An 18,935-nucleotide genomic window follows, 5' to 3' on the forward strand; every position below is an offset into this window, starting at 1 on the left:
AACATATCAATTTTTCTTATACCGCTCAATCATTTCTTCCAGAGTCACCTGCTCCACCAGCGGTGCCTTGCCAAACGAGCCAAACTGCACAATCAGCGTTCCTACCACTTCCTTCACACCGCGTTCTACGCAGTTTACGATGGCCGCCACATCTTCATCCGGGATGTTTCCCTTCATAACTGTATCCATAATCGGAGGAAGGAAGACACGCGGGTCAAACTGGCTCTTTTTCGCTTCTAGCAACTCATAAATCTCACCGATGGACGTACTGGTACGCAGTTCCGGATATTTTACAAACAGTTCCTTCATGTTCCTCGTAACTGCCAGGCGGATATCGGTATCCACGTTGATCTTGTTGATTCCACAGGAAATGGCGGCCTGCAGCTCTTCAACAGCGATTCCATAGGTATTCGTCAGGTCTCCACCCAGGGCATTGTTCTCATCTACAATATATTTCGGAACCGTAGAGGAGCCATGGGATACAAGCGCACCGAAAATACCTTCGTGGCTTAAGCACTCTCTAATCGCCATGGCGATCTCCTTTCTCAGCTTCACGTCTTTTCCCTTGGACGCTCCGTGCATGGTTCCGTAGGAAATGGCAAGCGCGTCCACGCCGGTCTTGCGGAAAAACTCTACTGCCTTTAACGGATTTGTATAGGTAGAAGAATCAGAGAAGACGTGGTCTTCCACACCGGCCAGAACCCCCAACTCCCCTTCCACACTGACGCCCCTTGAGTGTGCATATTTTACCACTTCTCTTGTCAACTCCACATTCTCGTCAAACGGCAGCGAGGAGCCATCAATCATGACAGAGGTATAGCCTCCTGAAATCGCCGCCACGCAGGAATCAAAATCGCGGCCGTGATCTAAGTGCAGTACAATTGGAATCTCAGAATCGGCTCCATATTTCTTTACTGCATCCGCGATATTCTTGGCGCCGATTTTCTTGTCTTCCAGCGTTGCGTTCATGAAATCCGTACGGCCGCCCATAAAGCCATTTGCTAAATCTGCTCCCTGTAAAATGGCCGGGGAACGAAACATCTCGTGCACTTCGATGGCCGCTTTTGCCTGGGCTACCGCATTTACATTAAATGCGCCCTGACCGAATCCGTATTTTATAGTTGCCTCCATCAGAGGTCTTAATGGAATCAATGGCATTGTCTTTATCCTCCCTCTTTTCCTGTGCAGTTTCTGTTTTCACTGCTTTTCTGTTTTTCTTCTTCCTGCTCCCTATACCGTGTCTTCCCTTGTCAGTCTGTCAGGGCCGCCACATATTCCGTCAGCATCAACATAATATCCGGATGGTTCTGAAGTAAGCTCACCGGAAAATCGGTGGACGGCTCTCCGTAAGCCGTACGGCGCACCACCGCTCTGTGCCAGTTGCGGAATACACCCAGGCGGATTTTTCTCGCATGGGCAATCTCATAGATTCCAATCGTCACGCAATAATGCGGCATATCCTCCAGCGCTCCGCCGAAATCACCGATGGCGTTGGCCGTCCTAGTCTCCGGTGTAATAGCCAGAACCCTCGTTTTCTGCACCAGAAATTCCTCCGGTGTAAGAGAAGGATCTGCCTCATTAAATGCCACATGGCCATTGATGCCGATGCCTCCGAATGCGATATCGACACCGCCCAGCTTCTCAATCAGCTCCGGAATATAGCATACATTGTCAGGATCCGGGAATACCCGCTGCTCTTCCGGCATAATTAATTCCGGCCTGATTTTCGTATAGACAGTCCTTTCCATGAACCCATGGAAACTTAACGGGTGATCCATTGTAATACATTTTTTATCGTCATCTAGATACTCATCCATGTTGATAAACCAGGTATTCTTAAGACTCAAATTCTTTTCGTTGACCATGTCCACGAAATAGGGGTACTGGCCAACCGGGCCAACCGGGCAGATAAATACTGTCTTCTCTCCGGCCTGGTTGTTCTCCTCGATCGCCTGGAACATCTCCTTTGCCATCGCCTGAAATACCGTGGCATTATCAGGCATGCAGATCAGCGGGAGCCTCGGATTCTTTAAAAGCTGTTCTTTGTTGTACTGGTAATATGCGTGATTCATCTTTAACCTCCTTAGAAAAGAGAGTGTCTCTGAGTTGGAGATACCATCTCCGGGACACTCTCTTCACCTGTGTATTACTTTTAACAGTTACTGTTTACTTCTTATTTGCCTGCTTCTATCATGTTAGCGATCATAACGTAATCGGCTACCGGAACTTCCTTCTCAACCACGCCTGAATTGATAAAGTTATCCTGCTGAATCTTATAGTAATTTTCTACACTACCGTCTGCCGCTCCCTCGGAGACTTCTTTTCCTGTCAGCCAGTCCGCATCACCGCGCTGTGCATAAACGCTGTCGTAATCAGTGGCCGTCTGTGTCGAAACATACTTGGCAACCTCATCATAATGATCGTCTGCCGCGTAGTTCATGGCCTTAAATAATGCCTTTGTGAAACGCAGGATATTATCCTGATTTGCTTCCGCATACTTTGGTGTTGCAATCCAGCTTGCAAGGGATACCGTGATGTCGGAGAACGTTAAGTTATCACAGAGCTTTGTGGAATCTTTCACTTCCTCTAAAATCTTTAAACTGTTTGGAGACCATGTGGCGCATGCATCTACGCCGCCGGAAATCATGGCGGTAACAATACCGGATGCATCCATATCTACAGCAGTAATATCCTCCATGGTCATACCGGCCTTTGTCAGGCTGCTAACCAGAATGTCCTCGCTGGAGGTACCGGAAGAATATGCAACCTTCTTTCCTTTTAAGTCTTCTACTTTAGCAATTCCGGGGCCGGCAATTAAAGCATCACCATTGGAAATATGAGACAAAGCAAAAATCTTCGCCTGTCCATTGACACAGAGCTTATGAGCTCCCTGACCGATGTACCCTACATCAATGCTGCCGGATTCCATGGCTGCGATGATGGTTGGACCATCTGCAAATTCCACAAGGTTTACGGTAATGCCTTCCTCATCAAAATAGCCTTTTTCCTTTGCCGTCATCACGGACCATAAGCTTCCGTAGTTAGGCATATATGCCACGTTCATGGTAATCGGTTCTGCCTTGGCTTCTGTAGGTGCCTCTGTTGTCTCCTCTTCTTTTGTCTCTTCCTTTATTGTCTCTTCCAGTACCTCTGTTGTCATCTCCACCGGTGCTGCTGTTGTTGCTTCTGTCTTGCTGTTTCCGCAGCCTGCCATTGATGATGCTACCAGAGCCGCCATAATTAATGGTAATGCCTTCTTCATAAATGTTTTCCTCCTTTAAATGCCGTTTTTATATATTATTTACGCACTTCCAGATATTCATGATAAACCTCGCCCCAGATATAAGTCTTTAAATCCAGGAATGGAAGCTCCATCTTCATCTCCTGCGTACGCGGATATGGAAGATTGATATCCACAATTTTCTTAATACGGCCTGGTCTCGCGCTCATAATAATAACCTTGGTTGCCAGAAGGACAGCTTCTTCTACATCATGGGTGATGAAGAAACACGTCTTCTTCTCTTCCTGCCATGTCTTTGTGAGCTCTGACTGAAGCTGGGTTCTTGTTTGAGCATCCAGTGCTCCAAAGGGTTCATCCATGAGAAGCACTTCCGGCTGTACCGCATACGCTCTGGCTATCGCCACCCTCTGCTTCATGCCGCCTGAGAGTTCCTTCGGGTATGCATCCACAAATTCTTCCAGTTCCACCATTTTTATGTACTTCATAGCGATTTCCTTCGCCTGTTCATCGATCATTCCCTTTAATTTAAGGCCAAACATAACATTTTTTAATACGGTCAACCATGGAAAGAGGGCATACTGCTGAAAAACTACTCCGCGTTCCGTCCCTGTGCCCTCCACCTTCTTGCCGTCCACATAGATGGCACCGGAGGTTGCAGGAAGAAGACCGGCAATAATGTTCAACAGGGTAGATTTCCCACAACCAGAAGGACCGACTACGCAGATAAACTCGTTCTCCATAATATCCAGGTCAATTCCATTCAACGCAATCATACGACCCTTGCGGCCTTCATAGATTTTCTCCACATGGTCAATCCTAACCTTTATATTTCTCTCGTTTCCTGCCATCCCGTGAATTTCCTTTCCAGATATTTGATGATCTTTTCACTTGTAATTCCAATGATACCGATGATAATGATATAAAGAAGCATCGGTGGAACATCGAAGCTGTTGTTCAAAGAACGAATTCTCATACCAAGTCCTGCCACGGCGCCTGTCGACTCAGCTGCAATCAATGTTGTAAGGGCGACAGATACACCTAGACGAACCGCTGTAATAATAAACGGAGTCGTTGCCGGGAAAATAACCTTTACAAAGATATCTCGGTCTTTTGCTCCCAGAACCCGCGCGGCCTTAATCAGTGTCTCATCCACGTTGCGGACGCCCTGATAAATCGTAACGCACATAATTAAGAAAGTAGCCATCCAGATGACAATAACCTGCGGCTTCCTGCCAACTCCTGCAGCAATAACAACCAGAGGAACGTATGCCAGAGGTGGAATATTACGAATGAACTGAATCCACGGTTCCACGATGTAGCGTACCGGACGATACCATGCCATCAAAAATGCGATCGGAACTGACGTAACAAATCCAAGAATAAATCCCAAAATCACAGAAATCATACTGCTGGAAAAGTCATTCCACAGAACCCCCCTCTCAATCATAGTTTTCAGTGATTGAAATATTTCTGGAAGAAATGGAAAACTTCTAGCGGTGGATGGATTGACCGACAGCCAGAACCAAAGAGCTAAAGCAACCATAAAAGATAGAAGTAACCAGCCCCAATTTGGTATTAAGGCAATGATGTCTTTTTTCTTTTTGTTTTCAGATTGTTTTAAAAACATTTGCATATCCCCTTTCTCTGTATTTATCACAAATACCAGTTCTCTTTGTTTTAATAATTATAACATATCAAACACAAATATCATCTATTATTTAGTCAAACGTTTGCGTATTTCAAGACTTTTTACAAATATTGGGTATTTATTATATGATATTTTGTTTGTTTTTTCTATATACTTGTGATAGAGTATAATTCAATAATACTACTTACATAAAAGGTGATGAATTTATGACATTAAAGGAAATTGCTAAAGAAGCTGGCGTATCCATTTCGACAGTTTCTCGCGTTATTAATAATAATGACACACGTGCTGCTAGCAAAGAGGTTCAAGAGCGACTTTGGGAAATTGTCCGGCGCACTGGATATGTTCCCAACACTTCCGCACGCGAGTTAAAAATGAAAGGTGCTAACTCACCTCTCATATCCCACTCAATTGCATGCTTATTTGCCAGAGCAGAAGATTCTAAATCGGATCTTTTCTTCTCTTCTCTTGCCAGGAGCATTGAGCAAGAGGCGTTTAAACGTAATTATATTTTAAAGTATTCCTTTACAGCGATTGACATTCATCACCCCAATATACTTCGGCTCATTACAGACAATCATGTCGATGGAGTTGCCATTTTAGGAAGATGCAGTAAGCAGACGCTTAGTGCCCTAAAGAGGTATTTCAAGTGCGTTGCTTATACTGGCTTGAATCTTTTGGACGCCAAATATGACCAAATCATTAGCGATGGATATCAGGCCGCTTTAACAGCAATGGATTACCTTATAAATCTCGGTCATTCGCGGATTGGTTACATTGGTGAGACTACGTATGAAAATCGATATACTGGTTACTGCTCTGCATTGAATACTTCTGGATTGCCATTCAAAAAAGAATATGTGGTTAATGTCCCTCTTTCATCCGAAGGTGGCTATTGTGGGGCAAAAAAATTGATTGATCGCAGTGTTGACGTGTCTGCACTCTTTTGTTGCAACGATGTAACTGCCATCGGAGCTATGAGAGCGATTCAGGAAACTGGACGTAAAATTCCGGACGATATATCAATCATTAGTATTGATGATATTGATACAGCTCAATATCTTTCTCCTATGCTGACTACTATTCACATGCCTGTAGAGGAAATGGGGCAAATGACCGCTAAAATTTTGATTGACCGAATTGAAGGTGGCCATTGCCTTCCTGTTGTAATCAACCTACCATATTATTTAGCTAATCGTGAAAGCTGTAGACCATATAGCCCATCTTATAATTTATCAACACTTAAATGAAATGATGTTAGGGTCAAAAGTCCAATCCATAGGACCTTGAAAATTTAATATTTTACAGTAAGCGTAAGCAATCAGTCCTTTTATGAGTTACAATAGTAATAACTTCTGAAAGGTGGAACGTACTATGTCTTTTAAAACAAACGAATGTCAACAATTAGCATTGGAAGATAGCTTTATTCAGCTGACTGAACGTGAAAGAAAAGCATTGGAAAAGTCATGGGCAAAGTTTTTCGCGGATGAAATTTTTCCGGTGATCGATGAACAACGTTTTTCTGTCCTATATAGCGATAAAGATTCCAGACCTACTGCACCTGTAAATGTTATCATAAGTGCACTCATCATCAAAGAGCTTTTTGACTATTCTGACGATGAGCTTTTTGAAAATCTTATGTTTGACCTCCACCTTCAATACGCTTTACACACGACAAGCTTTGCAGAGCAGCCGCTTTCGGATAAAACGCTGAGCCGTTTCCGCAAGAGATGCTACGACTACGAAACAATTCATGGTGTTAACTTATATCATGATTGTGTAAAAAATCTCAGCGGTAAGATTGCCCGAATAATGAAACTAAACGGTCATATTCGCCGGATGGATTCTATGATGATGAAATCCAATATTAGATTTTTAAGTCGTATGGAATTAATTTACATCTGTATTTCAAAACTGGTTATGCTCCTTACAAATGCTCATCCGGATCAGGTGGTTGAATCATTAAAACATTACACGATTCCAAATGACTATAGCCTAATCTTTTACCACCAGAGAAATGGCCACATGGAGGCAATGATCTAAACTTTGCTGGCAGACAGCAACTGCCTGCTTGATATCTGTAAAACAGATTTTGAAGAGGCCACAGAATATCAGCTTTTTGTCAGATGCCTTTCTGACCAGACGGTTGTTCGATCAGAGCAAAAAGCCAGAGATATATGCAAGGAAAAAAATTCAGCAATTTAGCAAAGTTGAGGAATGGTGTGGAGAGCATACCGTCCAATATCCGAAAGAATTACCATCTCGACAAACTTCCCAGGGTGAAGCAACGTAGGAAGCTCTTTTTCGGCAGTATGATAGCTGCATTAAATTTTAGGAAGCTCCCTGGTTTTCGAAAGGGCTTGGGTAATTATGCTCTGAATACAATACTGGCCTAAAACCAAACCGGGGATATTCCAATATTCTTAAACCGGATAAACAATATATAACCCATCTACTGTAAAATATTAAATTTTCAAGGTTCCTATGAGAGAATCAAACATAGCATTGCCTATGTTTTGACCCCAACATCATCACATTTACATTAACTTGTATTAACATAGATTTTTCTGCAACGGCATCCAAAATCCCCTATATTTCAATCCAATAGTTACCGTATCTCAACAATCACTGGCTAAGGCCAGTGGTTGTTGAGATACATGGCTTATTGTACATAAAGTTCTTCCTCTATGTATACTTTTTGTGTCTTATAATTTTCCCTAGGCGTATTTCAGAGTAATTTTTTAATATTTTTACTGTTATTCTATTAATTAGTTTTCACTATGTTCATCAACAAGTAGATATATGTCGTTTGAAAGGGTATTGCAAACAGGAATGCCACATTTGTCAGACGTTTATTTTACCTGTTCTGAAATCACATTCACATATTGCCCTGTTTTTACAGCAACACGTATCGTCTAGATTCTCAATCAGCCGGCATTGAGCCTCTTCTCTTTTACGCACAGAGTAAAAGCGAGGAGGAGAAAAAAGCCCTTTCCTTTCAACCACTGCTTAATATCTGGCCCTTCCATGACTGTCACATGCTCAATCTTCCTCTTGAGTTCCTCTTCCCCAGCAAATAATAGTGATAGGTAATCCTTTGAAGTTATCTCCGGATTTTCCCCCACTCCACACCGTGCATGAAACTTTCATTTCACACGGCGTTCCATCAATATTTACTTATTCTCACTAATCTCACAATTTCCAACTAAACGTCTCAAGTTATTCAGCTTCACGAAGTCTATTGATTTTCGTTTCAACAATTCAAGGTATTTTTCAATGGTTTCTACTTCTTTTGTATGAATCAGCTTATGCACTGCTCCAGTAACAAACACCAGATTTTTATATGCATCTGTGCCTCCCTCCGAACGCATGGTTTTATGATGTACTTCCATATCTGATATTTTCAGTTTTTCTCCTGTAATAAAACACCTTCCACGTTGTCCAACGTAAAGTGATATCCGGTTATCATTGTATTCCAGACTTTGGTTCTGAACAGGATTCTTCATGATATATTGCAATGTATCATAACTGAAATTTTGCAGATATTTATGGATTTTCTCCCTGCCGTTCACCGTGTAATTGCATATATCCTGCGAAAAACATACCGGTGGAGTTGTCTGCACGTAATGGATTGGATAAAGTGCCACCCGCTGTATAAATAGGGGCTTTACCTTACACTTTCCATAAAAGCGTTCATATGCCCTGCTTTTATTACCTCGTTTACTTCGTATACATTTCGTTCTGCAATAAAGGCTCTTATTGACATGAAAAGCGATTTCTGCAAAGTCTTTACTGATATGACTGGCTATCTTATAATACCCATGCAACCCCAGTACAGTAGCATTAAACTGCTGTACCCGTGCACCGATAGCATCATGTTGTAATACTTTGATTTTCTGTTTTAATTCTTTCTTGCATTTTTCTTTGCTTTTCTTTGTCATGTGGGATTTGACCACATATTTCTGACCTTTCTTCCAAAGCTTCAACTTAAATCCTAAAAATTCAGAATATCGTTTTCTTAGATTTACTATCTTGGACTTTTCCGGGCTGATTTCTAAGCCCAGTCTTTCTTCAAGCCACTGTTTTGTGGCTGCAAACATCTTTTCGGCAGTTTTTCTATCTTTACAGAGTAACTTAAAATCATCGGCATATCTGACGATAAATACTTCTTTTAAATTACCCCTTCTCAACAACTCATATTTTCTTGTCGGATTTTTATATGAGTGGTGGGTTTTATGGTTCTCCCACTGGCTTGCAATCCACCAGTCTAACTCATTAAGAACGACATTAGATAATAATGGACTGAGAATTCCGCCTTGCGGGACCCCTTTTTGTGGAACCCCTATTCCTTTAATTTCAGTCTTTAGCATCTTGGATATAATACATAACAATTGTTTATCCTGAATCCCCAGGCTCCATAACTGTTTCATGAGTTTCCCATGATTGACATTATCGAAAAATCCTTTAATATCAATATCTACTACATACTGAAAGTTATGCCGGTTGGTCAGTGCCAACACTCTGGCAATGGCATGATGAGTGCTCCGATTCGGACGGAAGCCATAACTATGTTTATAAAATTTGGCTTCACAAATCGGCTCAAGAACCTGCTTAATACATTGTTGTATCAGCCGGTCTTCCATGGTCGGAATCCCCAGTGGTCGTACTTTCCCATTATCTTTTGGAATTTCTACCCTACGAACTGGCATTGGTTGAAAATTTGACATTCTATTTCGCACATATGAGATTAACCTCTCCGGATTGTCTTTTCCAATATCCAGAATCGTAGTAGCATTGACTCCCTTGGTCTTACTGCCTTTATTCTTTTTGATGTTACGATATGCAAGCAATATATTTTCTCTGCTTACAATCAGGTCATATAGATTTGTAAATCTCCGATTTTCTTTTGCTTTGGAATACAGTTCATCATAAATCGCCTGAGTATCATAATACTCATTGTTTCTCAATCGCTGTTTCTTCCTTGATTTTCTAGTTGCCATAAGTCGGCTTTCACTTCCTTAATTGCGGAAATCCTGCCTCTCTTAGTCATACTCGAACCTTATGCAGTTTCATAACTGTTTGTAAGTTGTGTTTTACTGTAAATACTGACTTGTGGCTATCCCTCCACCGCTTATTATCACGGCTTCATCGGTACTGTGCCACTACTTTCATCAACATAAAAGCAGGTTATACAAAATGTTTTCCCTGCTAACGCTTCATAGGGATTAAGCCCTCCACGTTGCTGACTTACCACGTTCCGATAATCCTATCTTTACATATATACCCTTAGGTTCCTTCTTTAAGCCTGTCTGCTTTGACACCGCCTGTAACGGTGTAAGGAGTTTCATATCAACAAGTTTTACTAATCCTCACAGACCTTGCATTCTGCAAGCACAGCCGTTAGACTGTTTAGAGATTTAGACCCGTACACTCAAAGGTTCGCCGTCTACTGCCTTTTTACAGTAGAATTCTAACCATAGGTATTTTATAGACCCCGCCCTATCACTCCCAGCCACCTCTGGCTTGGTTTTGCTGTATCCTTTTTGACCTTAGCAAGTGCATACAGGCGACTTCAGCGAGCTTTATGACAATCTTGTGCTTAATCACAATCATGCCATTCGCAGTTTTAGGCAGGCGTTTCAAGGCGTTCCCCTATCATTCCACCTATCGGATTATCAGTTCTCCTAAACCGAACTTTGTTACATTCTTACGTTTGGTGCCTAACCTTTTCAGCTAGGAACGTGTCGCACTATTAATTCTCCTCAATACCGGAATACGTAATAAGCCACTTACCTTCGCCATAATTTCTTCCCTCTATAACTTTTATTAAGTAGCGTAAAAAATAATTATAATGATATTTTCTATAAAAATGCAATCTGTTTCCTTTGTTATTTTAGACAAATTTTCAAGCATGTGTTTGTTGTTTTTCATAAACTTCCTATTTTCTCTTGACTTTCCCAATATTAAGGTATATTATATGTTTTTTCATTTAAGTTCAGTTTTCTTTTTACCATATCCAATTATTTTTACAATTATAAGGAGGAACTACCATATGAACAAAAATGATACTAATGTTACATTTTCCTCATACCTAAATGATATCACCATTCATTTCTATGAGGATGTTGCTTTCATGAAATCCGTTGGAAAGCAATTCGGCATTGATGTCGACAAGGACTACTTTCTTGCAATGTCTTTTCTATATCCCTCTGACATGATTGTCTCTTATGAAGATAAGCACTTATTAATGGCGCTGTTAGCCCCAATAGTGGCATATGGTCCTTTAAATAAGTCCATTGATTCCCCCCAGTTCATGACATGTGATAAGGGAGCTACACTTTTTTTGGCCGCACACACAAAAGAAGAATTAACCAGTGCTAGTATCAAGGCATGTGATGAGGCCCTGAATCTTTTAAAAAAGAACCTGCCGGACGTCTTTATCCGCATTGGCATTGGCACATCCGAAAACGGATTGACTGGCATAGAGCGCACGTATCAGAACAGCCTGCGGGCCGTTAATGCCGGAGAAAAATTCAAAAAGGAACGCCGTATTCTGGATTTCATTGGAATGGAGATATACAGTGCAATCAATGCCATGGTCTTAGCTCACGGGCAGTCCTTAATCAGTACCATTTTACTGCAACTGACCGATGAGGAACAGACGATATTGGGAAAATACTACAAATGTAAGGAACAGATACCTGCCGTTGCCTCATCACTTAACATCAGCGAGGAAGAGGTCCGAAACGCCTTATATAAGGTGAAAGAAAAATCCGGCCTAAATGTCAATGACACCGAAGACAATTTTAAGTTGCATTTTGTCATGATTGCAAAAAGAGTGCTGGAAAAAGAAAAGAAGCGGTGCTGACAATCATACCGCGCCAGGAAGGAGCAACTCTTTATTAGATGATAAAAAGTTATTATATTTGATATGGATGGTACTGCACAGGTGCAGTAGGGGGGTAAGCATTGACCAAATCACACCAAAGTCGATGGATTTCCAACGGTTTTTGGCAAAGCAACCCCAGGTCAGGCCGTGAAGCAACTCATGAATCACAATCAAAGCGATGATCATGAGCAGCATTACAGCACCATCCCTAGCTGTAAATGTTGCCGCACTATTGGGGACGGTCAGGTGGAACATCCATAGCGCCAGTGCCATAAAAGGAGCCATTACCAGGATAGCCAGGACATTCGCGGCCACAACCCCCACGGTTAAATCATACTTGATATATCCGTTTGCAATCATTGTCTCACAGATTGCATCGAAGTTTTTCTTTCTCTGCTGCTCTTTCCGAGACAGATTTCGTTTTATAAACAGCCAGGCTTGATATTGTCATTGTTTCAGATTCGTTTGCGTGAGATAATGAAAATCAATGCTGTTCCGGCACTGGTGATCGGTGGAGGGCTTGCGCTCATTCTTTTCGCTACCGGAGGAACGGATAATCCACTCAACTATGCCGTGCTGATTGTTTCCATCCTGTGTATGAGTTTGTTTTTCTCCATTCACTACCTTACGATTTACTATCTGCTTCAACCCTATAACGCTGGAACCGAGTTGAGAAGCGGCACATACCGTATTGTGTCGGCAATAACTTATATCATCTGTTGGGCTTTCATGCAGATTCGTATGCCGATTATGGTCTTTGGAATACTGACCATTATGTTTTGTGTCCTTTACAGCATCGTTGCGAGTATTTTAGTATATCGTTTAGCGCCCAAAACATTTAGGATTAGGACATAAGGCAAGGTATTGAAGGACGGGCAGATGAGTATGAATGCCAGTGCATGTCGGCTTTAAATAGGGTGTGAACAAATATTCGAGCCACTTAGCATCGCGATGCTGAGTGGCTCGATTTTTTCTATCATCATTTATCTCCAGGGATTTTCGATTTATCGCTCTTTACACTTCTGCTTTCTCGAAGCAAAGATATGGCGTTGATCAAAGTAGAAGCAATCGTACATACCCACAAAGCCTTGCTCATTGTAGGCATAATATCCATCAGATCACCCCAGGATTCGTTGATAACTCCGCTTGCTCCATCTGAATAGAAGGCACATACAGTAAATGCGGTGAAGGACAGACTAAAAAAGCGAAACCACGTTGCTTTTTTATCTTGTACCGTCCAAACGATTCCTAATGAGGCAAATATAATTGCTCCGATTCCAAAAAACATCCACATATTCAATTCCTCCAAATTTACACGCAAGTTACTCTCTTTTTTAACATTTCACGAAATTCTTTATACCCGACACAATCACAGGAAACCGTACAGATTTTCTTCTTTCCAACAAATAATTTTAAGCCTGTATGTTCTTTTTCCGTGTAGCGAGAAATCTCATGAAATGCAATTTTCCTTGTTCTTCCAACCGCAGGTGTAATATGTAAAATATCTCCGTCAATTACTACTTTGTGTCTCTTTAAAGCCCATGCACACAATTCAATCAACAGAACAAAAACAGCGAATACTACTAAGTGTCCAACTATGTTTTCAAATCCAAACCTAAGGCCCAACACCAGTGCCATTCCAACCATAACCAATGCGCAAACATGCAAAACGTTTTGGTATGCGTGTGATACAAAAACAGTATTCGTGAATTTTGCTTTTTTCGTTGCCTTTTGTGCCCTGTCTAAAATAAGGGAAATGATTGGGCAAATAAAGGCAGTAAAGACAAAGGCTCTTAACATAACATCGCTCCTCCTTATAACTAAACTTCTTTTTCAATAAGCATCTTTCTTTTGCTCATTGAAACAACCGTTGAATTTCATGTTCCAACGAGATACCATCGCTTTTATATAACTTAACATACTCTCTCCACAGGCTCCCAGCCATAAACCGGCTTAAGATAAGCCACGCCAATAATCCAACAATCAATCCTGGCAAATATCTAAAGGGAACAAGCATGAATAATGGTACGAGAACGAAAACGAGGATAGGAACGGACAAAGTAACAAAAACGAACCTTCGACACGATTGGCTGAGCTTCATAAATTGTGCATCATTCAATCTGTTCCGGGCAAATTGTAGCATCTCCTTGTTTTCTGATGTATTTTTGAATTTAGCGATGCTCCATATTGATAGGAATACACATAATGGCGTTAATAAAAGTCCAACCAATGCAAAGCCCCAACCCAAAAAGGCAAATATGAGGCCGCCCCCAAAATCACCGGCCAAATAGTCTCCCCAATAGATTCTGTAAGTAAATTCAAAGCAAAAGATAATCACCACTTCCAGAATTGCATTTACTGATACAACGATCCATTTTTTCATGAGCTGTGTCCCTTATCTAACGTGTGCGCTTTATGCTTGTTCTCTCTCTTATACCATTTGCGAAAGTCTCTTTCCAGCGCGGTACTGGAAAACTTGATTTTTCTCTGTTTTCCTGTTATATCCTCAAAGAAAAGTGTGTACCACTGTTCTCTGGTATGGTTGTCTCCAGACCTTTGATCTTCTTTGAGCGTGCGCAGGATTTTTTGAATGTAATTTCTGTGGTACAGCAGGAATCCTCCACCGTCAAACATCACATACCAATCCCGTTCATATTCTGGTTTATCAAAATCTGCCCTGTCTCTCCATCGGATTCCTATGGTTGCTTGTTGCCGAAGCACTTGCAAAAGAGAAAGAATAGTGCGGAGATACAAAAACACCATTCCAAACGCCCACATCAGCAGCAATAGAACAGGAGTATCTTGTTTATCATAACCGCTGTAAATACATACAAATAGTATGATGAGTTCTGCAAAAGCCAAAATAATCAAGCCTATCATACCAGACTTCCAGAATAGCTTTCCAAGAGAATCGTCATATAAAGAAGTCTTTTTGTAGTTTTTGTTCCCCATATTCTCTCACTTCTCGCTTTCCTTTTGTTTTATTTTACCACAAGTACAGTTGTTTGGAAATATACTTGCGGAGCGATTCAGTTAATTAGAATCCTTTCGGTCAATTCCTTCAATTAAATTGCAAAGGACAAGGCTTTGAATATTGGGCCTTGTCCCTTTACTTTTTCTACGCATGTCCCCCGTGTTTTTACTTCCATATCTCGTTGTCCTGTGTCTTGCATTTTTCTGACAGAGAAAGGCAATTAGGTCACTTTAGCGAAGTAAGCTCTAGCTGTTCCTGCGGATTTCCTATTTCTCAAGTTTCGCTTATGATTGTAGTCGTTTCTTATGTCCAAAAACTATATTGTTTAATGTCCTTCTTGCAATGTTAATTTCTTTATAAAGCTTCTATAAAGCGAAACCGAAATCACAACCGTAATTCCGTCTGCTACAAGCTGTGTCCATATCACTCCATACAGGCCCAATAGATGATTCATGAGAAATAACATCGGTATATTGATCAAACCTTGACGACAGGCGGTCAAAATCAAAGATTTCATGCCTTTGCCCATCGCTTGGAATGTATAACCCATTTGAAAATTAAAAATCATCAAAGGTGTTGCTAAAATAGCAATTCTTAAAAAATCAGTTCCGTAAGCAACGGTTCGCGATTCGTTCATAAAAATGGTAAAAACCGATTTGGAGAAAATTTCAAACACAACAATGCAAATTCCGGCCAATACTACTTTTGCTGCATTAGCGAACGCGTGCATTCGCTTGTAGTTCTGAGATGAATAATTATATGCTACTAATGGAGCCATTGATTGACAAAGCCCCATACCTACATTCATCGGAAGCATTTCTATCTTTTTTACAATTCCCATTGCCGCAAGAGTATAATCGTTATAACCGGATGTAAGACCATTCACAACACTATTTGAAACACAGGAAAGCAGAGACCCCATTGAAGAGGGTAGCCCGACAGCAAAGATGGCAATGAGTGACCTCTTTTCCGGTAACATTTTACTTGGTTCGATGCAAAAAGACGTATTCCTTCGTAAGCAATGACAAGTAATTGCAAAATACAAAAAAGAAATGCAATTAGAAAGCATAGTGGCCATCGCTGCTCCCATTACTTCTTGCCCCGGCGCAAAAATTAAAAACATAAAGATTGGGTCAAAAATAATATTCAATATCCCCCCAAGCCCCAACCCAAAACTTGCTTGTTTTGCATATCCCTCACTACGAAGAAGATGGGACATAACCAACGCAAGGCAAGTAGGTACTCCGCCAATAACAGTTACCCAAAATGTATACTGGCAACAATACAAAATTGTATGATCTGTAGCGCCCAGCAGGCCAAGCAACGGCTCCATAAATATATAACAACCGCAAGAATATAACAGTGCCAACAAGGTTGTCCCATAAAGGCTGCAAGCATTTACTCTTTTTGCTTCATCTTTACGATTTTGACCTAATAAGCGAGAAATTAAACTACCACCACCCACACCAAATAGATTTGATAAAGCATTTTGTATGAAGAACAGAACAAATGCAACCGAAGCTGCCGCAACCATAAAGGGGTTATCTGTTTGACCAATGAAAAATGTGTCTGCTAAATTATATACCATCGTGATTAACTGACCAATGATGGTAGGTATTGCCATCTTCGTTAATGCCCTAGCTATAGGCATGTTTTCAAATAAATATTTTTTATTGTCGATTGTGGTTGTCATGCTTATTTATTCCTTTCCTATTCTTACAGAACTCATATTAGTAAGGGCAAGTTCCAAGAGCCGATTAAACTCAAACTGTTCTTCATCCGTCATTCCCTTTATGAGTAAACGCTGTGTTTCAAGTGCGGTTTCTTTTAATTGTTCCTCTAAGTTTAGACACCGCTGTGTAGGTGTCAGAAACAACTCTCGTCCATCTAGCTTATTGTTTATTTTGCTCAAAAATCCTTTGTGTTCTAAACGAGCCACAATGCCAGCAGTGGTAGATTGTGATAATCCTAAGAGATCTTGCAGCCTGGAAGCAGTAATCCCCGGATTGTGTAAAATAGCTCGAATTGCATCTCCTTGAACGGAGGTAAGTCCTAAAGCATGCATTTTTACATTTCGATAATAAGTAATCGCATTGCCAAGTTGAACAATTTTAGTTGCCGTTTTGTATTGTTTTGCTTCAATCATAATGTACTCCTTCATATAAATCGTAAGCGATTCATTGCTTGCGATTTATATCGTAGTTCTTTACCTGTAAATTGTCAATATTTTTTGAACATACTTAGAAGGGATGTCTTTCATATCATTATATAGTGCATCAAAATATATCCTTTTTTCTATTGTTATGGTCAGGAAGAATCTCTAATCTGGGGGTGGGGTGGACGAAAATCACTACTCCACAGATCGACAATGAAAATTAAGTGGTTTCTGTAATTTCTAATGGAAGAATTGTAGAAACAGTGGATTCTGTGGGAACCCTGTTTCGAGGATGGAATTGACAAAAATAATTTTATTTTCGCTTATATTGCGAATAAATAAAATATATGGTAAAATTTCAGCAACTATTTGATACGATCATCATAATAAAAGGAAAGGTGATACTTATGGGATTGTTTGGGAATATCATTAAACCGTTGCAAGGTAAACTGACCACGAAACAAGAAGAAAATATGAAAAAAGTAGCCGAAGTATTTAAGGAAAAAACGGGGAAAGACTATCAGACCGCAGTTGTCTGGAAAATGACAACAAAGAAAAAATTAACGAAAACTGTTTATACCTATTACAACTGGATTATTGGCTATGGTGTGAATGCTGACCATATTCCTGAAATTGTATTTATCCCGGTAGACCCCAAATGGGAGTGGATTGGCGATCCGATTTATTGTCCAAAAACCAACTCCGAAATGGTGCAGGACAAAAAAACCACCCTGTTTGCCTTAAAGAATAGCCAATTAGAGGATGGCAAAATGGATTTACAACTCATTAGCTCCATGGCAATGATGTCAAACTATCTTATGGATGTTAATTACATGTTTGAATACGACAAACTGAATGAGTATTGTTTGGAGCATTGGGTTGGAAAGTAATGGAATGGATTGAAACATTTTTACGGGATTATTGGCAATATGGGACGCTCATTCTCGGTGCGGGATTTATTATGTTCGGCCTTATCTGTAATAAAATAAAACTCCCCCGTTTTTTAACGAACAATCCTGATGCAACCTATTCGTTAGGGTTGCGCATCGTGTATATCTTACTTGGTATTGGTGCCTGCCTATTTTCTCTTTCTTGCATTTTTTCGGGATGGTAGAAGAACAATAAAGCATAACTTCAAAGTAACGAGGGGCTGTCCTGAAAACGTAATTCAGCGATAACCTATAAACAAGCATTCTTAATAGGCTCGCCTTTTGGCGGGCTTTTCACTTTCCTATAATAATAGCAGGGAGAAGTTATTTTGGCTGAATCATTACATCTACCCCTAACTTTTCTAACGAACGAAGATTTCTCTTGATTAATTTCTCTTGATTCTTTACACTATAATAATCTGCACCTAATTCGTAATAAGGAACTTTTTCTTTTAGCATATGATAGATGGCTATTAGCATGGTGTGTGCTATGGCTATCAGCGCTCGTTTCCCTCCTCTGCGTGCAGCAATTCGTTGGTATCGTGAATAGAAATAGCTTTGTTTTTTTCTTATTGCAGCACGGGCACATTCTACCAAACATGCTTTCAAATATTTATTTCCTTTTCGTATTCGACTACTCATCTTTTTACCAGCGCTTTCTTTACATTCCGATACCAGACCCACCCACGAACTAAACCGCGATTCATTTTGAAAATGTTCCATTTCCACCCCTGCTTCTGCAAGAATGCGTTCTGCACTTTGTCTACCGATTCCTGGTATCCCATCCAAAGCCTCAACAGCCCAACTTATAGTGTCTGTTTTTTTTAATATCTTCATCTAAATCTGAGATTAAAGAAGTAAGACTTTCCATATGCACAAGCTGATGTTCTAACATTTTTTGTTGATGTTCTAAAACTCGTCCCTGCAGAGCTCTTCGCATTTCCTGAAGTTTATTTCTGGCACGCCCTTCTGCTAATTCACTTAAAACATCGGATCTGTTTCTCCGGATATGATCGCTTTTAAAATAGCCATTCCGCTTTTTCCACTGATATCGGTAATCACACTGCCTAATTTAATGTTACAACCTTCTAACACAGCT

20 protein-coding genes are annotated in these 18,935 nt (G+C 40.6%); 5 read left to right on the forward strand and 15 right to left on the reverse strand.

What is annotated here, in order from left to right:
- Nucleotides 1–6 precede the first annotated feature (6 nt).
- The 5 genes from HMPREF9469_RS30065 to HMPREF9469_RS30085 all read right to left on the reverse strand — a co-directional run bounded on the left by HMPREF9469_RS30065 (nucleotide 7) and on the right by HMPREF9469_RS30085 (nucleotide 4,868).
- A complete protein-coding gene (locus HMPREF9469_RS30065; protein WP_007871600.1) occupies nucleotides 7–1,158 on the reverse strand; it encodes a class II fructose-bisphosphate aldolase in 1,152 nt (383 codons plus the stop codon).
- 92 nt (nucleotides 1,159–1,250) lie between these two features.
- A complete protein-coding gene (locus HMPREF9469_RS30070) occupies nucleotides 1,251–2,072 on the reverse strand; it encodes a sugar phosphate isomerase family (protein WP_007871603.1) in 822 nt (273 codons plus the stop codon).
- Between the two features lie 101 nt (nucleotides 2,073–2,173).
- Entirely contained in the window at nucleotides 2,174–3,262 is a 1,089-nt protein-coding gene (locus HMPREF9469_RS30075) for an ABC transporter substrate-binding protein (RefSeq protein WP_007871604.1), read from the reverse strand.
- 35 nt (nucleotides 3,263–3,297) lie between these two features.
- Nucleotides 3,298–4,089, reverse strand: a complete 792-nt coding sequence (locus HMPREF9469_RS30080; protein ID WP_007871607.1) for an ABC transporter ATP-binding protein — start codon at nucleotides 4,087–4,089, stop codon at nucleotides 3,298–3,300.
- A complete protein-coding gene (locus tag HMPREF9469_RS30085) occupies nucleotides 4,065–4,868 on the reverse strand; it encodes an ABC transporter permease (RefSeq protein WP_007871610.1) in 804 nt (267 codons plus the stop codon). Before HMPREF9469_RS30085 ends, HMPREF9469_RS30080 begins: the two co-directional genes overlap by 25 nt.
- Nucleotides 4,869–5,095: 227 nt before the next feature.
- Here HMPREF9469_RS30085 and HMPREF9469_RS30090 point away from each other — a divergent pair, with 227 nt between their 5' ends.
- On the forward strand, nucleotides 5,096–6,139 hold the full coding sequence (locus HMPREF9469_RS30090; RefSeq protein ID WP_007871613.1) for a LacI family DNA-binding transcriptional regulator: 1,044 nt from the start codon (nucleotides 5,096–5,098) through the stop codon (nucleotides 6,137–6,139).
- 124 nt (nucleotides 6,140–6,263) lie between these two features.
- Nucleotides 6,264–6,932 (forward strand): transposase, encoded by a 669-nt coding sequence (locus HMPREF9469_RS33265; RefSeq protein ID WP_007871616.1) that lies wholly within the window; start codon nucleotides 6,264–6,266, stop codon nucleotides 6,930–6,932.
- Nucleotides 6,933–7,816: 884 nt separating this feature from the next.
- On the opposite strand, the gene HMPREF9469_RS32695 is transcribed toward HMPREF9469_RS33265, so the two are convergent.
- Nucleotides 7,817–8,014, reverse strand: coding sequence for a hypothetical protein (locus HMPREF9469_RS32695; RefSeq protein WP_118519178.1), 198 nt, complete (start codon nucleotides 8,012–8,014; stop codon nucleotides 7,817–7,819).
- A gap of 48 nt (nucleotides 8,015–8,062) precedes the next feature.
- The gene (ltrA, locus tag HMPREF9469_RS30100) at nucleotides 8,063–9,889 is read right to left on the reverse strand and encodes a group II intron reverse transcriptase/maturase (RefSeq protein ID WP_006778114.1); all 1,827 of its coding nucleotides are present in this window, start codon (nucleotides 9,887–9,889) and stop codon (nucleotides 8,063–8,065) included.
- A 1,052-nt stretch (nucleotides 9,890–10,941) separates the two neighbouring features.
- On the opposite strand from ltrA, the gene HMPREF9469_RS30105 reads away from it, so the two are divergent.
- Nucleotides 10,942–11,757, forward strand: coding sequence for a hypothetical protein (locus HMPREF9469_RS30105; RefSeq protein WP_007871625.1), 816 nt, complete (start codon nucleotides 10,942–10,944; stop codon nucleotides 11,755–11,757).
- A 3-nt stretch (nucleotides 11,758–11,760) separates the two neighbouring features.
- Here HMPREF9469_RS30105 and HMPREF9469_RS30110 read toward each other — a convergent pair whose 3' ends face one another.
- A complete protein-coding gene (locus HMPREF9469_RS30110) occupies nucleotides 11,761–12,138 on the reverse strand; it encodes a metalloprotease family protein (protein ID WP_007871627.1) in 378 nt (125 codons plus the stop codon).
- 117 nt (nucleotides 12,139–12,255) lie between these two features.
- Here HMPREF9469_RS30110 and HMPREF9469_RS32580 point away from each other — a divergent pair, with 117 nt between their 5' ends.
- Complete coding sequence (locus HMPREF9469_RS32580; protein WP_040417887.1) at nucleotides 12,256–12,633, forward strand: hypothetical protein; 378 nt, start codon at nucleotides 12,256–12,258, stop codon at nucleotides 12,631–12,633.
- A gap of 124 nt (nucleotides 12,634–12,757) precedes the next feature.
- On the opposite strand, the gene HMPREF9469_RS30120 is transcribed toward HMPREF9469_RS32580, so the two are convergent.
- The 6 genes from HMPREF9469_RS30120 to HMPREF9469_RS30145 all read right to left on the reverse strand — a co-directional run bounded on the left by HMPREF9469_RS30120 (nucleotide 12,758) and on the right by HMPREF9469_RS30145 (nucleotide 16,898).
- On the reverse strand, nucleotides 12,758–13,072 hold the full coding sequence (locus HMPREF9469_RS30120; protein ID WP_007871631.1) for a hypothetical protein: 315 nt from the start codon (nucleotides 13,070–13,072) through the stop codon (nucleotides 12,758–12,760).
- Between the two features lie 17 nt (nucleotides 13,073–13,089).
- Nucleotides 13,090–13,578, reverse strand: coding sequence for a DUF6560 family protein (locus tag HMPREF9469_RS30125; protein ID WP_007871632.1), 489 nt, complete (start codon nucleotides 13,576–13,578; stop codon nucleotides 13,090–13,092).
- Nucleotides 13,579–13,633: 55 nt separating this feature from the next.
- Complete coding sequence (locus HMPREF9469_RS30130; RefSeq protein ID WP_007871634.1) at nucleotides 13,634–14,161, reverse strand: hypothetical protein; 528 nt, start codon at nucleotides 14,159–14,161, stop codon at nucleotides 13,634–13,636.
- On the reverse strand, nucleotides 14,158–14,730 hold the full coding sequence (locus HMPREF9469_RS30135) for a hypothetical protein (protein ID WP_007871635.1): 573 nt from the start codon (nucleotides 14,728–14,730) through the stop codon (nucleotides 14,158–14,160). The genes HMPREF9469_RS30130 and HMPREF9469_RS30135 overlap by 4 nt, the downstream gene beginning before the upstream one ends.
- 347 nt (nucleotides 14,731–15,077) lie before the next feature.
- Complete coding sequence (locus HMPREF9469_RS30140) at nucleotides 15,078–16,445, reverse strand: MATE family efflux transporter (protein WP_007871637.1); 1,368 nt, start codon at nucleotides 16,443–16,445, stop codon at nucleotides 15,078–15,080.
- Between the two features lie 6 nt (nucleotides 16,446–16,451).
- A complete protein-coding gene (locus tag HMPREF9469_RS30145) occupies nucleotides 16,452–16,898 on the reverse strand; it encodes a MarR family winged helix-turn-helix transcriptional regulator (RefSeq protein ID WP_007871639.1) in 447 nt (148 codons plus the stop codon).
- 416 nt (nucleotides 16,899–17,314) lie between these two features.
- Between HMPREF9469_RS30145 and HMPREF9469_RS30150 the strand changes: the two genes are divergently transcribed.
- A complete protein-coding gene (locus HMPREF9469_RS30150) occupies nucleotides 17,315–17,797 on the forward strand; it encodes a hypothetical protein (protein WP_007871641.1) in 483 nt (160 codons plus the stop codon).
- A 363-nt stretch (nucleotides 17,798–18,160) separates the two neighbouring features.
- On the opposite strand, the gene HMPREF9469_RS30155 is transcribed toward HMPREF9469_RS30150, so the two are convergent.
- Nucleotides 18,161–18,673: an IS110 family transposase gene (locus HMPREF9469_RS30155; protein WP_050814512.1), complete on the reverse strand. Its 513-nt coding sequence runs from the start codon at nucleotides 18,671–18,673 to the stop codon at nucleotides 18,161–18,163.
- Between the last annotated feature and the right edge of the window lie 262 nt (nucleotides 18,674–18,935).

Origin of the sequence: [Clostridium] citroniae WAL-17108 (assembly GCF_000233455.1) — a bacterium.
Lineage (GTDB): Bacteria > Bacillota > Clostridia > Lachnospirales > Lachnospiraceae > Enterocloster > Enterocloster citroniae.

Coding starts and splice junctions, on each gene's coding strand:
- HMPREF9469_RS30065 (WP_007871600.1), bottom strand. CDS start 1,158: ATGCCATTGATTCCATTAAGACCTCTGATGGAGGCAACTATAAAATAC.
- HMPREF9469_RS30070 (WP_007871603.1), bottom strand. CDS start 2,072: ATGAATCACGCATATTACCAGTACAACAAAGAACAGCTTTTAAAGAAT.
- HMPREF9469_RS30075 (WP_007871604.1), bottom strand. CDS start 3,262: ATGAAGAAGGCATTACCATTAATTATGGCGGCTCTGGTAGCATCATCA.
- HMPREF9469_RS30080 (WP_007871607.1), bottom strand. CDS start 4,089: ATGGCAGGAAACGAGAGAAATATAAAGGTTAGGATTGACCATGTGGAG.
- HMPREF9469_RS30085 (WP_007871610.1), bottom strand. CDS start 4,868: ATGTTTTTAAAACAATCTGAAAACAAAAAGAAAAAAGACATCATTGCC.
- HMPREF9469_RS30090 (WP_007871613.1), top strand. CDS start 5,096: ATGACATTAAAGGAAATTGCTAAAGAAGCTGGCGTATCCATTTCGACA.
- HMPREF9469_RS33265 (WP_007871616.1), top strand. CDS start 6,264: ATGTCTTTTAAAACAAACGAATGTCAACAATTAGCATTGGAAGATAGC.
- ltrA (WP_006778114.1), bottom strand. CDS start 9,889: ATGGCAACTAGAAAATCAAGGAAGAAACAGCGATTGAGAAACAATGAG.
- HMPREF9469_RS30105 (WP_007871625.1), top strand. CDS start 10,942: ATGAACAAAAATGATACTAATGTTACATTTTCCTCATACCTAAATGAT.
- HMPREF9469_RS30110 (WP_007871627.1), bottom strand. CDS start 12,138: ATGATTGCAAACGGATATATCAAGTATGATTTAACCGTGGGGGTTGTG.
- HMPREF9469_RS32580 (WP_040417887.1), top strand. CDS start 12,256: ATGAAAATCAATGCTGTTCCGGCACTGGTGATCGGTGGAGGGCTTGCG.
- HMPREF9469_RS30120 (WP_007871631.1), bottom strand. CDS start 13,072: ATGTGGATGTTTTTTGGAATCGGAGCAATTATATTTGCCTCATTAGGA.
- HMPREF9469_RS30125 (WP_007871632.1), bottom strand. CDS start 13,578: ATGTTAAGAGCCTTTGTCTTTACTGCCTTTATTTGCCCAATCATTTCC.
- HMPREF9469_RS30130 (WP_007871634.1), bottom strand. CDS start 14,161: ATGAAAAAATGGATCGTTGTATCAGTAAATGCAATTCTGGAAGTGGTG.
- HMPREF9469_RS30135 (WP_007871635.1), bottom strand. CDS start 14,730: ATGGGGAACAAAAACTACAAAAAGACTTCTTTATATGACGATTCTCTT.
- HMPREF9469_RS30140 (WP_007871637.1), bottom strand. CDS start 16,445: ATGACAACCACAATCGACAATAAAAAATATTTATTTGAAAACATGCCT.
- HMPREF9469_RS30145 (WP_007871639.1), bottom strand. CDS start 16,898: ATGATTGAAGCAAAACAATACAAAACGGCAACTAAAATTGTTCAACTT.
- HMPREF9469_RS30150 (WP_007871641.1), top strand. CDS start 17,315: ATGGGATTGTTTGGGAATATCATTAAACCGTTGCAAGGTAAACTGACC.
- HMPREF9469_RS30155 (WP_050814512.1), bottom strand. CDS start 18,673: ATGAAGATATTAAAAAAAACAGACACTATAAGTTGGGCTGTTGAGGCT.